General features: G+C 66.8%; 11 protein-coding genes. 9 read left to right on the plus strand and 2 right to left on the minus strand.

Going from position 1 to position 12,565, the window contains the following annotated elements; genetic code table 11:
- Positions 1-380: 380 nt before the first annotated feature.
- From rpsD to FIU89_RS02840, 5 genes are all read left to right on the plus strand, one after another.
- Positions 381-1,001: a 30S ribosomal protein S4 gene (rpsD, locus tag FIU89_RS02820; protein ID WP_057791996.1), complete on the plus strand. Its 621-nt coding sequence runs from the start codon at positions 381-383 to the stop codon at positions 999-1,001.
- 96 nt (positions 1,002-1,097) lie between these two features.
- Positions 1,098-2,519 (plus strand): homospermidine synthase, encoded by a 1,422-nt coding sequence (locus FIU89_RS02825; RefSeq protein ID WP_152491208.1) that lies wholly within the window; start codon positions 1,098-1,100, stop codon positions 2,517-2,519.
- Between the two features lie 391 nt (positions 2,520-2,910).
- A complete protein-coding gene (gene hisC / locus FIU89_RS02830; RefSeq protein WP_152491209.1) occupies positions 2,911-3,996 on the plus strand; it encodes a histidinol-phosphate transaminase in 1,086 nt (361 codons plus the stop codon).
- Positions 3,993-4,910: a prephenate/arogenate dehydrogenase family protein gene (locus FIU89_RS02835; protein WP_152491210.1), complete on the plus strand. Its 918-nt coding sequence runs from the start codon at positions 3,993-3,995 to the stop codon at positions 4,908-4,910. Before hisC ends, FIU89_RS02835 begins: the two co-directional genes overlap by 4 nt.
- 5 nt (positions 4,911-4,915) lie before the next feature.
- Positions 4,916-5,521, plus strand: a complete 606-nt coding sequence (locus tag FIU89_RS02840) for an extensin family protein (RefSeq protein ID WP_152491211.1) — start codon at positions 4,916-4,918, stop codon at positions 5,519-5,521.
- Between the two features lie 58 nt (positions 5,522-5,579).
- Here the strand turns inward: FIU89_RS02840 and FIU89_RS02845 are convergent, their stop codons facing one another.
- Complete coding sequence (locus tag FIU89_RS02845; protein WP_254701775.1) at positions 5,580-6,584, minus strand: DUF2125 domain-containing protein; 1,005 nt, start codon at positions 6,582-6,584, stop codon at positions 5,580-5,582.
- Between the two features lie 82 nt (positions 6,585-6,666).
- Here FIU89_RS02845 and FIU89_RS02850 point away from each other — a divergent pair, with 82 nt between their 5' ends.
- From FIU89_RS02850 to FIU89_RS02865, 4 genes are all read left to right on the plus strand, one after another.
- On the plus strand, positions 6,667-7,197 hold the full coding sequence (locus FIU89_RS02850; protein ID WP_170067193.1) for a gamma-glutamylcyclotransferase: 531 nt from the start codon (positions 6,667-6,669) through the stop codon (positions 7,195-7,197).
- A gap of 104 nt (positions 7,198-7,301) precedes the next feature.
- Positions 7,302-8,525 (plus strand): biopolymer transporter ExbB, encoded by a 1,224-nt coding sequence (locus FIU89_RS02855; RefSeq protein WP_152491212.1) that lies wholly within the window; start codon positions 7,302-7,304, stop codon positions 8,523-8,525.
- Positions 8,526-8,528: 3 nt separating this feature from the next.
- Positions 8,529-10,622 carry a peptidoglycan -binding protein gene (locus FIU89_RS02860; RefSeq protein ID WP_152491213.1) on the plus strand — a complete coding sequence of 698 codons (2,094 nt, stop codon included), beginning with the start codon at positions 8,529-8,531 and terminating at the stop codon, positions 10,620-10,622.
- A 2-nt stretch (positions 10,623-10,624) separates the two neighbouring features.
- A complete protein-coding gene (locus FIU89_RS02865) occupies positions 10,625-11,581 on the plus strand; it encodes a hypothetical protein (RefSeq protein WP_152491214.1) in 957 nt (318 codons plus the stop codon).
- Here FIU89_RS02865 and FIU89_RS02870 read toward each other — a convergent pair.
- Complete coding sequence (locus FIU89_RS02870) at positions 11,562-12,545, minus strand: M23 family metallopeptidase (RefSeq protein ID WP_254701776.1); 984 nt, start codon at positions 12,543-12,545, stop codon at positions 11,562-11,564. The two genes, FIU89_RS02865 and FIU89_RS02870, sit on opposite strands and share 20 nt — an antisense overlap.
- Positions 12,546-12,565: the final 20 nt, after the last annotated feature.

Here is a 12,565-nt window from a genome sequence, read left to right on the forward strand (position 1 = left end):
CCGAGATGAGGGGTGGACCAGTCGAGACGGTTGCGCACCAGAACGCTGCGGGCGTGAATAAGGGACATTTTATTTACTCCTGAGAGGGTGGCGGGATGCCAGCATTGTTGTCGATGCATTGTATATACAATGTAGTTACGAAAAGTCAACGATGCCGCGGGGCGATTTCTTGGTCGTCCTCACCAATCCTTGCGCATGACAGAAAACCCAAGGGCTGGCGCGATGACGGTGTTGACTCTGTCACGCACCCTTATATAAGCGCGGCTTCATTGGTGTTGGTGGCCCTCGCAAGGGGATGCCTGTCGCCCGAGATCCAGGATCAAGTCCGGGACAGGGAGAGGACAACGCCCTTCGAAACCTGAAACGAAGGAGATCAGTCGATGACAAAGAGAACGGCTGCCAAATACAAGATCGACCGCCGGATGGGCGAAAACATCTGGGGGCGTCCGAAATCCCCGGTCAACCGCCGCGAATACGGCCCCGGCCAGCACGGTCAGCGCCGCAAGGCGAAGATTTCCGACTTTGGCCTGCAGCTGCGCGCCAAGCAGAAGCTGAAAGGCTATTACGGCGACCTGACCGAGAAGCAATTCCGCCGCATCTTCCGCGAGGCCGAGCGTCTGAAAGGCGACACCGGCGAGCTGCTGATCGGCCTGCTGGAGCGCCGTCTGGACGCGGTTGTCTACCGTGCCAAGTTCGTGCCGACCATCTTTGCCGCGCGTCAGTTCGTGAACCACCGTCACGTGCGCGTGAACGGCAAGCTGGTGAACATCCCGTCCTACCGTGTTAAGGAAGGCGACGTGATCGAGGTTCGTGACCGTTCGAAGCAGATGGCCGCCATCCTGGAAGCCACGCAACTGCCCGAGCGTGACGTGCCGGACTATATCGACGTGGACAATTCCAAACTGACCGCGACCTTCGTGCGGACGCCGTCCTTGGGCGACGTGCCCTACCCGGTGATGATGGAACCGAACCTGGTCATCGAATTCTACGCGCAGAACTAAGCCTCTTAGGTCTGCAGCACCTGATCCGGAAGGCCGCGCCGCTGGGCGCGGCCTTTTGCATTTGCAAGGCATTTGAAGCTGGAGGAGACGCAAGGCATGGCTGAGGATTATCCCAAGTACGGGCGTATCGACGGGACCATCGTGATGATCGGCTTCGGGTCGATCGCCAAGGGGACCTGGCCGCTGATCGAGCGGCATTTCGATTATGACGCCGACAAATTCGTGGTGATCGAGCCGAACGCGGCCAATCACGATGCCTTGCGCGAGTTGGGTCTGCGGTTTGTGCCAGAGGCGGTGACGGCGGAGAATTACCGCGACTTGCTGGGTGGGCTGATCGAGCCGGGCAAGGGGTTCGTGGTGAACCTGAGCGTCGATACGTCATCGCTCGACCTGATGAAGTTCTGCCGCGAGCAGGGTGTGCTGTATATCGACACGGTGGTGGAGCCGTGGGCGGGGTACTATTTCGACACTCAGGACAACGCGGCGCGGACGAACTATGCGCTGCGGCAGGCGGTGCGGGACGAGAAGGCGGCCAATCCGGGCGGGACCACGGCGGTCAGTTGCTGCGGAGCGAACCCCGGGATGGTCAGCTGGTTCGTCAAGGAAGCGTTGCTGACGCTGGCCCGCGACACCGGCAAGGACGCGGAGGCGCCGAAGGACCGGGACGGCTGGGCGAAGCTGATGCAGGGGCTGGGCGTGAAGGGCGTGCATATCGCCGAGCGGGACACCCAGGCGCGGGCCCTGCCGCGGCCGCGGGGGCATTTCGTCAACACCTGGTCGGTCGAGGGGTTCATCGCGGAAGGGTTCCAGCCCGCCGAGCTGGGCTGGGGCACGCATGAGACGTGGTTTCCCGAGAACGGGCACAGCCATGACACGGGCTGTCGGGCGGGGATCTGGCTGGAACGGCCGGGGGCGATCACGCGCGTGCATACGTGGTGTCCGACGCCGGGGCCGCAATTCGGGTTCCTGGTGACGCATAACGAGGCGATCTCGATTTCCGATTTCTACACGGTGGGCGCGCCGGATGCGCCGGAGTTCCGGCCCACCTGCCACTATGCCTATCATCCCTGCGACGACGCGGTGTTGTCGCTGCACGAGATGTTCGGGGCGGGGCGGCAGCAGACCACGCACGAGATCCTGGACGTGGATGAGATCGTGACTGGAATCGATGAGCTGGGCGTGCTGCTTTACGGGCATGAGAAGAACGCGATGTGGTACGGCTCTCGCCTGTCGAACGAGGAAACCAAGGCGTTGGCGCCGTATCAGAATGCGACCGGCTTGCAGGTGACGAGCGCGGTGCTGGCGGGCATGGTCTGGGCGCTGGAGAACCCTGAGGCGGGGATCGTGGAGACCGACGAGATGGACCACGCCCGGTGCCTGGAGGTGCAGCGGCCTTACCTGGGCCCGGTGGAAGCGCATTACACCGACTGGACGCCCTTGCAGGATCGGTGGGAGCATTTCCCCGAGGATATCGACGAGAGCGATCCGTGGCTTTTCCGGAACGTGCTGGCGTCGTGAGGGGATGCCGGAGAGGTGAGACAGGTGCCGAGCCGCGCAATCGACGGGCCGCGGTGCGTCGATCCAAGGCCGAGGAGAATGCGCTTTATCTCTGAGTTGCCGAAAGACTTTGGAACGTGGCGCTGATGTTGACGTATCGACGTGCCGTGGGGGCGGCCCGTCGATTGCGCGGCGGCCTGCGGCCTTGACTCCGCGCTGGGGTGCGGAACGTTGACATCAACGCTGGTATTTCCATGCCCGCTCCGTGGTCTTCGCGCCGCATCTTGTGCGAATTGACCTTGGTGGGGCTGGTCAGGGCGCGCGCGTCTCGGTAATGCGGAACTGACCACCTGTTCGGGGCCGCTGCGGCCCCGGGCGGTGTGCCGCTGCCCCCGTGAGGAATGACATCACAATGACCAAGATCACCCCCCAGCCCGGAATACTGGACATCGCCCCCTATGTGGGCGGGTCGAGCCACGTGGAGGGGGTGAGCAACGTGGTCAAGCTGAGCTCGAACGAGAACCCGTTCGGGCCGAGCGAGGCGGCGAAGGACGCGTTTCGCAAGACGGCGTATGACCTGCACCGCTATCCGTCGACGGATCATGCCGGCCTGCGCGGCGCGATTGCCGACGCGCACGGGCTGGATGCGGACCGGATCGTCTGCGGCGTGGGCAGTGACGAGATCCTGTCGCTTCTGTGCCAGTGCTATGCCGGGCCGGGCGACGAGGTGATTCACACCGAGCACGGGTTCGCCATCTACAAAATCGCGGCGCTGTCCAACGGGGCGACGCCCGTCGAGGTGCCCGAGCGCGAGCGGGTGACGGACGTGGATGCGATCCTGTCGGCGGTAACCGAGCGCACCAGGCTTGTCTTCATCGCCAATCCCAACAACCCCACCGGGACGATGGTGGGGGACGGCGAGATCGCGCGGCTGGCCGAGCGGCTGCCCGATCAGGTGATGCTGGTTCTGGACGGGGCCTATGCCGAGTATGTCGAGGGGTTCGACGGCGGCGCGGGTCTTGTGGAGGCGCGCGAGAACGTGGTGATGACGCGGACCTTTTCCAAGCTTTACGGTCTGGGCGGGCTGCGCGTGGGCTGGGGCTATGGACCGGCGCATGTGATCAACGTACTGAACCGGGTTCGGGGCCCCTTCAACCTGAGCGAGGCGGCGCTGGTGACCGCCGAGGCCGCGGTGCGCGACCAGGCCTGGGTCGACAAGTGCCGGGCCGACAACACGCGGATGCGGGCCTGGCTGGCCGAGGCGCTGGCGGGGCATGGCGTGCCGTCGGACACCTCGCTGGCCAATTTCATCCTGGCGCGCTTTGCCGACCAGGCGCAGGCCGAGGCCTGCGACGAATACCTGAAATCCGAGGGGCTGATCGTGCGGCGGGTGGCGGGCTACAACCTGCCCAACTGCCTGCGGATCACGGTGGGCGACGAATCCAGCTGCCGCCGGGTGGCCCATGCGGTGGGCCAATTCATGGGAGACGCGGAATGAGCGTGATCTACGACCGCGTCGCGCTGATCGGGCTGGGGCTGATCGCGTCGTCGATGTTCTGGGCGATGAAACGCGCCGGTCTGGCGGGCGAGGTCACGGGCCATGCGCGGTCGCAGGAGACCCGCGACGTGGCGCGCGAGATCGGGTTGTGCGACCGGGTGTGCGACAGCGCGGCGGAGGCCGTGGAGGGCGCGGACCTGGTGGTGCTGTGCGTGCCGGTGGGCGTGATGGGCGCGGTGGCCGAAGAGATCGCGCCGGCGCTGAAGCCGGGGGCGACGGTCAGCGATGTCGGCTCGGTCAAGAAGGCCGTGATCGAGGCGGTCGGCCCGCATTTGCCGGACGGCGTGCATTTCGTGCCGGCGCACCCGATGGCGGGCACCGAGCATTCCGGACCGCGCTCGGGCTTTGCCGAGCTGTTCGAGAACAAATATTGCCTGATCGTGCCGGTGGAGGGCAGCGACCGAAGTGCCGTGGACCGGCTGGAGGCGTTGTGGCAGGGCATGGGCGCCAAGACCGACGAGATGGATGCCGATCACCACGACCTTGTCTGTGCCGTCACCAGCCACACGCCGCACCTGATTGCCTATACGATGGTGGGCGTGGCCGACGACCTGCGCCGGGTGACCGACAGCGAGGTCATCAAGTATTCCGCCGCCGGTTTTCGCGACTTTACCCGGATCGCGGCCAGCGACCCCACCATGTGGCGCGACGTGTTTCTGACCAACAGGGAGGCGACGCTGGAGGTGCTGGGGCGCTTCACCGAGGAACTCTTTGCGTTGCAGCGGGCGATCCGGACCGGGGACGGTGATCTGCTGCATGATTATTTCACGCGGACGCGCAGCATTCGGCGTGGTATCATCGAGGCCGGGCAAGATACGGATGCGCCGGATTTCGGGCGCGTGAAAAAAGGGTGAGCAGGATGCGCTTGGCGTGGATTTTTCCAGTCTTTCTGGCGAGTTGTTCGTTTGGCGGTGGGGACAGGGATGACCCCGAACTGGTCACGCGGGGGGCCGTCTGCGGCGATCCGTCGATCCAGGGCGTGGTGGTCGGAGACGTGCCGGGCAACGGCGCCTGCGGGATCGCCAACGCGGTCGAGGTGGATGCGGTAAGCGGGGTTTTGCTGAGCACGCCCGCGACGATGAACTGCCGCACGGCGCGGACGCTGAATGCCTGGGTGAAGAACGACATGAAGCCGATCGTCGGCAAGACCGGCGGCGGGGTGAAAAGCCTGAAGGTGGCGGCGCATTACGTGTGCCGGACGCGCAATCACAAGCGCGGCGCGCGGCTGTCGGAGCATTCCAAGGGCAACGCGATCGACATCTCGGCGTTCCTGTTGCGCGACGGCACGGATATCTCGGTGCTGAACGACTGGGGCGCGGGCAAGCGCGGCAAGATCCTGCGGCAGTTGCACGGGTCGGCCTGCGGGCCGTTCGGCACGGTGCTGGGGCCGGGATCGGACGGGTATCACCGCGATCACTTTCATTTCGATACGGCGGAGCACCGTAACGGGTCGTACTGCCGGTAGGGCGGGGCAAATCTTTTGAGAAAAGATTTGCCAAAAGATTTCTGAAATCTTTTGGCCTCTAGCGCAGCCGCAGCACCGGGGCCGGGCCGAGGGGCACCGGGCCCAAGAACACGCGGCCGTCGCGCAGGCCCAGCGGAATGTCGAGAGTCTTGGGGTTGCCGGCCATCTGCGACACCAGCGCGAGGCCATCCTCGAGCGTGCCGGCGAAGGCCTGTGGCAGCGCGCCGCTGTCCGTGGCGAGGCGCAGGATGTCGCGCCAGTTGCGGGCCTTGACGGTGATTTCGCCGGTGGGGATGCCGGCGGCGTCGACCGTCACCTCGCCCGCGGCCTGCAGTTCCAGCCGGCCCCAGCGGGCCTCAGCCAGCTTGAGGTCGATGCGGGTGGGCTGGGGGCGGGCGTCCTCGATCGCAGAAAGGTCCCAAGGTTTGTCGAAATCCACGGTCATGTCCAGTGACAGCGCTTCGAGCGTATCGGGCAGGGTGTCGCCGGGATCGACCTTGACCCGCCAGTCGAGCGCCGGGGAAAAGCCGTCGGCGGTGAGGCCGAAGCGGTAGCTGCTGTCGGACGCTGTCGTGCGCTCGGCGGCGAGCGTCAGGCTGTCGGTGGTGGTCGGCTGGACGGTGGTGTCGGGCTGCACCGCGAGGCCTTCGGCCGTCAGGGTCAGCCGTTCCAGCGGCAGGCCCGGCGCGGGGCGGGTGACAAGGCTGGCGCGCATGTCGGTGCTGGTCACGTCGTACTTTGCCCGGGGCGTCGCGATCAGCTGGTGATCGGGCCAGACGGCGATGATGTGGTTGGGCTTGTAGCTGAGCGCGAAGACCTGGAAGAACGGCGCCTCCCACGCCAGGCCGGTGTCGGGGTCGGCGAGGCTGACATCGGTGAAGGTGCTGTCGAAGCGGTTGGGAAAGCCGCGGGTGGAAAGGTCGGAATACTCGGCCACCCAGCCATCGGCGCGGCGGCCGTCGAACCAGGCCTCGAACGCCTTGGTGGCACCGGTGGAGCCCACGGCCCAGTAGACGGACCATGCCAGGGCCGCCACCACGATCAGGATCAACATGCCGCGCATCTGCCTATCAGCCTTCTTCCGAGCCCTTGCCGAGTGGTATCTAAAGTGATTAGGGGGCAGGGGAAAGCGCAAGGAGCGAAAAATGACGATGTGGGTCTTCGGCTATGGGTCGCTGGTGTGGAACCCCGGGTTCACGCCGGTGCAGCGGGTGCTGGCCGCCTTGCCGGGGTATCACCGCAGTTTCTGCATGCGCTCGATCCATCATCGCGGGACCGAGGAGAACCCCGGCCTGGTGCTGGCGCTGGACGAAAGCCCGGATGCGCTCTGCCGGGGCGTGGCGCTGGCGGTGCACGAGGACGAAGAGGACAAGGTGCTGGCCTATCTGCGCGAGCGGGAACTGGTGTCGGCGGCCTATCTTGAGAAAGAGCTGGACATCATGCTGCGCGACGGGCGGCAGGTGCGGGCGCTGACTTACGTGATCGACGCCGATCATGTGCAGTATTGCGGCGGGCTGGACCTCGAGGAACAGGCGCGGATCATCGCGCGCGCTCATGGCGGGCGGGGGCCGAACCACGAGTACCTGTTCCAGACCGTGGCGCACCTGGAGGAGCTGGGCATCGTTGATCCCGAGCTGGACTGGCTGGTGCGGCGGGTGAAGGGGATCGGGGTTTGAGCAAGCCGCGCGGCGGACGCGCCAGAAACGCTTTAGAACCTTGGCTTCACAGTGGTTAACGCGTAGGGTGTGGCCAAACAATAACCGCGCCGGGAGCCGTCCAGATGGACCAGCCGGACCGTGAGGTCGAGCCCAACTTTTCCCACCCCGTAAGGCAGATCACGCTGATGCTGATCGTGCTGGCCCTGACGGGGCTTGGCGCGTTCTTCGCGTTGCCGCGGGTGTTGCCGGTGTTCCAGGCGAACCCGTATCTGAACGGGTTCATCCTGTTCGTTTTCGTGATTGGCGTGGTGGCGTGCTTCTGGCAGATGTACCAGCTGATCGGCTCGGTGCGCTGGATCGAGGGGTTTGTCCACGAGCGCGAAACGCCGCAGGATATCAAGGCGCCGCTGCTGCTGGCGCCGTTGGCGACCTTGCTGAAGCAGCGCGGCAAGCGGATGAAGATCGCGTCGGGCTCGGCGCGGTCGATCCTCGACTCGGTGGCGCAGCGGATCGACGAGGCGCGGGAGATCACGCGTTATATCACCAGCATGTTGATTTTCCTCGGGCTGCTGGGGACCTTCTATGGCCTGGCAACGACGGTGCCGGCGGTGGTGGACACGATCCGCAGCCTGGCGCCGCAGGACGGCGAGGAAGGCGTGGACGTGTTCAACCGCCTGATGACCGGGCTGGAATCGCAGCTGGGCGGCATGGGCGTGGCCTTTGCCAGTTCGCTGCTGGGTCTGGCCGGGTCGCTGGTGGTGGGGCTGCTGGAGCTCTTTGCGGGGCACGGGCAGAACCGGTTTTACCGCGAGTTGGAAGAGTGGATGTCGACGATCACGCGCGTCGGTCTGGCCTCGGGCGATGGCGAGGGCGGCGGCGAGGCGGGCGTGATGGCGAGCGTCGTCGACCACATGGGCGAGCAGATGGAGAGCTTGCAGCTGATGCTGACGCAATCCGATGTAAGCCGCGCGATGGTGGACGAAAAGCTGGGCCTCTTGGCGGATTCCATGGAGAAGCTGACCGAGCGGCTGACCGACACCGCGCCGCTGCACGATGCGCTGACGCGGGTGGCGGACGGACAGGAAGAGCTGATCCGGCAGATGGCCAGCCACGAGGGTGAAAGCGGCGGGATCGACGCGGAAAGCCGGATGCGGCTGCGGTCGATCGACGTGCAGATGCTGCGGATCCTCGAGGAAATCAGCGCCGGGCGGCAGGAAAGCATGAGCGAGCTGCGCACCGACCTGAACGCGCTGTCGCGGGCGATCGGGCAATTGGCGTCGAGCCATGGGCGGGCCGAGGCCGCGCCGCGTGCCTTGCGCCGGACCGAGCGGGAGCAGGGGAGCTAGGCGATGGCCCTGTCACGGCGCACCGGCGCACGGTTCCAGGCCTCGATCTGGCCCGGTTTCGTGGATGCGATGACGGGGCTTCTGCTGGTGCTGATGTTCGTGCTGACCATCTTTATGGTGGTGCAGTTCGTCCTGCGCGAGACGATCAGCGGGCAGGAAAGCCGGCTGGACGCGCTGTCGAACGAGGTGGCGGCGCTGAGCCGGGCGCTGGGGCTGGAACAGGACCGCAACGCCACGCTGACCGAGCGGGTGGGCGCGCTGACCGCGACGCTGGGCGATGCGCGGGAGCGGCAGGAGCAGCAGGCGGCGCTGATCGCGGCGCAGGAATCGCAGATTGCCGAGGCGGAGGCCCGGATCGCCAGTTTCGAGGAACAGGTTGCGGGGCTGTTGGCGCAGCGCGAGGAGAACCTGGGCACGATTGCCGATCTGGAGGGCCAGCGCGAGGAATTGCTGAGCGAGCAGGAGCAGTTGCAACTGGCGCTGGCCGGGCTGCGCGACGAGATCGACGCGCAGGAAGAGGCGGCGCGGCTGGCCGCGGCGCAGGCGGATGCGCTGGAGGCGATGATCGCGGAATTGCGCAGCGAGGCCGAGGCGGACGACGCGGCGCAGGCGCAGCTGACCGCGCAGGTCGAGGATCTGCAGGCGCAATTGTCGGACGAGGAGAAGGCGCGGCTGGCCGAGGCGGCGGCGGCGGAGGCGCTGCGCGACCGGCTGGAGAATGCGGACGCGGAACTGACCGCGATGACGCTGGCGCTGGAGGAACAGCGGCGCAAAGCGGAGGAAACGCTGGCGATGCTGGCGGCGGCGCAGGACGCGCAGGAGGATCTGGACGTGCGGCTGGCCGAAGCGCTGATGGCGCTGGAAGAGGCCGAGAGCGGGCAGGAGGTGCGCCGCTCGGAGTTGACGGCGCTGCAGGCGGAACTGGCGCAGGCGCTGGCCGACGTGGACTCCGAGACGGTGCGGGCCGAGGAATTGCAGGTTCGGTTGAGCGAGACCGAGGCGGAGCTGGCCGCGTTGCGCGAGGATCGTGGCGAGGTGGCGCAAACCGCGGCGAGCCTGGAAGAGCGGCTTGCCGAGGCACTGGCGGCCAAGACCGCTGCGGAGAACGAGGCGGTCGAGAATGCCGACCTGATCGCGGATTTGCAGCGCCAGGTGACTGCGCTGGAGGCGGATGTGGCGGCGCGGGAGAAACGCATCGCATCGCTGATCGCGGCAAACGAAGCGGCCAATGCCGAAGCGCTGTCGGCCGAGGATGTGCGCGCGCAGTTGGCCGCGGCGCTGGCGGCAAAGCTGGCGGCCGAAGAGGAGGCCGAGGCGCGGCTGACGGAATCCGAGCAGCGGGCGGCGATGCTGGGGCAGGTGCAGGCGGAGCTGGATCGGCAGCGCGCGCTGGCCGACGAGGCGCAGGAAGAAGAGGCGCTGTTGAACCAGCAAGTTCGGGCGTTGCGCGACCAGCTGGGGCAGTTGCAGGCGCTTCTGGACGATGCCAAGGCGCGCGAGGCGGCAACGGATGTGCAGCTGCAATCGCTGGGTAACGAGCTGAACACCGCGCTGGCGCGGGTGGCCGCCGAGGAGCGGCGACGGCGCGAGCTGGAGGAAGCCGAACGCAAGCGGCTGGAGGCGGAACGCGCGGACCTGGAAAAATTCCGCTCGGAATTCTTTGGCCGGTTGCGGCAGTTGCTGGAAGAGCAGGAAGGCGTGCGGATCGTCGGCGACCGCTTTGTTTTCTCGTCCGAAGTGCTGTTTGCCCAAGGCGAGGCGCGGTTGTCGGACGCGGGCGAGGGCGAGCTGGCCAAGGTGGCCGACATCCTGCGCAGCGTGGCCGAGAATATCCCCGAGGACATCGACTGGGTCATCCAGGTGGATGGGCATACCGACGACGTGCCGGTGCGGCCTGGCGCGCAATTCGAGGATAACTGGGATCTCAGCCAGGCACGGGCGCTGTCGGTGGTGCGCTATATGGTGAATTTCCTGGGCCTGCCGCCAGACCGGCTGTCGGCCAACGGGTTCGGGCAGTACCAGCCGATCAACCCCGCCGACACGCCCGAAGCGCGGGCGCAGAACCGGCGGATCGAGCTGAAGCTGACGGAGAAATAAGCGTGACGGTACTGGATGCCCGGCGGGCATGGTGGCTGTGGGTGAACCTGCTGGCCGTGATCCTTGCGGTGCAGATCGCGGCGGGTGTGGCCCTGATCTTGGCAGGTGCCCCGGCGGAAATCGTGAGCGCGCATCGGCAGCGGGTGATCGGCGCGGCGCAGGCGATACCGTGGATCATGATCGGCGTGGGTTTCGTGTTCGGGGTCTATGGCAGGTCGTTCCGGTGGGTCTGGGTCGCGCTGACGGCCTTGGCGGTGCTGAGCGCGTTGTTCGGTTTCATGGGCTACATGCTGCCCTGGGGGCAGGTGTCCTACCTCATGGCGGCGCAGGGGGTGCCGGTGACGCTGAACCACATCGCGCTGGTGATGCCGGTGGCGGTCATGGCGATTTTGGGCGGGTCCCTGTGGCAGATGGCGCGTGGCGCCCCGCCGATGCCATACCGGGGGCGGTATTCGTGGGTCGGGCTGGGCGCGGCCCTGGTGCTGGCCGCGGTGCTGATCTGGGCGATGTGGGCGAGTTATGCGCCGATCCGGGAGCTGGTGCCGGCGGAGGCCGCAAGTGGCGCAGCGCGGGTTGGCACACGGGCGGGTGGTGCGGTGGCTGCCAACCCGCTGGTCGTTCCGGCGCATATATTGCCCGAGTGGTACCTGTTGCCGTTCTACGCAGTGCTGGTGGCGATGCCCGGCAAGCTGATGGGCCTGGTGGCGATGTTTGCCTTTTGCACGGTGTGGCTGTTCGTGCCCTGGCTGGATCGCGGGACACCGCGGGCGTGTTGGCAACGGTCCGGGATGCGCTGGCTGGTGCCGGCGGTGGCGGTCTGCGTCGTGATGCTGGGCATGGCAGGCGCGATGCAGGGCGCGGCCGCCATGTGGACGGCCCGCGGGGCATTCCTGGCGGTGATGGCGCTGCTGCTGGTCGGGATGCCGTGGGCGACCCGTCTTACTCGGCCAGAACGATGATGTCGGCGTGGCGGTTGGCCAGCACCTGGCCCGCGCGTTCCAGCGTCACGTAGCCGCGATAGGCGCCGGGAGGCCAGCCGCCCTCGGGCGCGCGGCGGCCATAGGCGCGGAACAGCTGGGCCTGCGGAGCCTCGAGCGTTTCGGACTGGGAGAAGATCTCGCCCTCGGGGCCGGAGGCGGTGAGGCGCATGGTGTCGCCGGGCTGGGCATAGAAGACGTAGCCGTAAAGCACCAGCGGCGTGTCGCGGGCGGTTTCGGTCACGCGGGCGGCGCCGGATTTCACGGCGTCGAACGCGGGCACGGCGGTGGAAAAGGCGGCGGTGAAGAGGCCCGCGCGGTGATAGGGCAGGGCGGTTTCCCACAGGCCGGGGCCGCTGATCGAGCCGCAGGTGCCGGGTTCGGCCTCGGGCAGGAACGGGTCGACTGTTTGGCCGTCCTTGAGGACCGTGAGGTGGACGTGCGGCGCGTTGGTCAGGCCGCTGAGGCCGACCTGGCCCAGGGGCGTGCCGGTGTCGACCTGCTGTCCTTCGGTGACGGAGATAGAGCCGTTTTTCATGTGGCAATAGAGGGTCTGCCAGCCGCTGCCGTGGTCGATACGCACGGCGTTGCCGCATTCGCGGCCCGCGATGGCGTCGCGGGTGTCTTCGGTGACGGGGGTGTCGGGCATCCCGTCGCGCAGGGCGGCGACACGGCCCGGGGCGGCGGCGAGCACGTTGACGCCCTGGTCCATCGCCTCGAAGGACAGAAGGTGAATGTCGGTGCCGCGGTGGTCATCGCGGCTCTTGAGGCCGCACATGAAATCGAACTGTCCCGGGCCGGGATCGAGATCGACGTAGTCCTCGATATAGCAGGTCTGGCCCAGGGCGCAGTCGATGGGCAGCGCGAGGGTCGGCGGCTCTGACAGCGCCGGGGTGGCCAGCATGAGCAGGGCGGCGGTGAGGGCGGATCTGGGCGCGGTCGGCAACGGGGAACCTCGAAAGCTGG

The sequence above is a fragment of the Roseovarius sp. THAF27 genome (genome assembly GCF_009363655.1).
In the GTDB taxonomy this organism is placed as follows: Bacteria; Pseudomonadota; Alphaproteobacteria; order Rhodobacterales; family Rhodobacteraceae; genus Roseovarius.

Coding starts and splice junctions, on each gene's coding strand:
- rpsD (WP_057791996.1), top strand. CDS start 381: ATGACAAAGAGAACGGCTGCCAAATACAAGATCGACCGCCGGATGGGC.
- FIU89_RS02825 (WP_152491208.1), top strand. CDS start 1,098: ATGGCTGAGGATTATCCCAAGTACGGGCGTATCGACGGGACCATCGTG.
- hisC (WP_152491209.1), top strand. CDS start 2,911: ATGACCAAGATCACCCCCCAGCCCGGAATACTGGACATCGCCCCCTAT.
- FIU89_RS02835 (WP_152491210.1), top strand. CDS start 3,993: ATGAGCGTGATCTACGACCGCGTCGCGCTGATCGGGCTGGGGCTGATC.
- FIU89_RS02840 (WP_152491211.1), top strand. CDS start 4,916: ATGCGCTTGGCGTGGATTTTTCCAGTCTTTCTGGCGAGTTGTTCGTTT.
- FIU89_RS02845 (WP_254701775.1), bottom strand. CDS start 6,584: ATGCGCGGCATGTTGATCCTGATCGTGGTGGCGGCCCTGGCATGGTCC.
- FIU89_RS02850 (WP_170067193.1), top strand. CDS start 6,667: ATGACGATGTGGGTCTTCGGCTATGGGTCGCTGGTGTGGAACCCCGGG.
- FIU89_RS02855 (WP_152491212.1), top strand. CDS start 7,302: ATGGACCAGCCGGACCGTGAGGTCGAGCCCAACTTTTCCCACCCCGTA.
- FIU89_RS02860 (WP_152491213.1), top strand. CDS start 8,529: ATGGCCCTGTCACGGCGCACCGGCGCACGGTTCCAGGCCTCGATCTGG.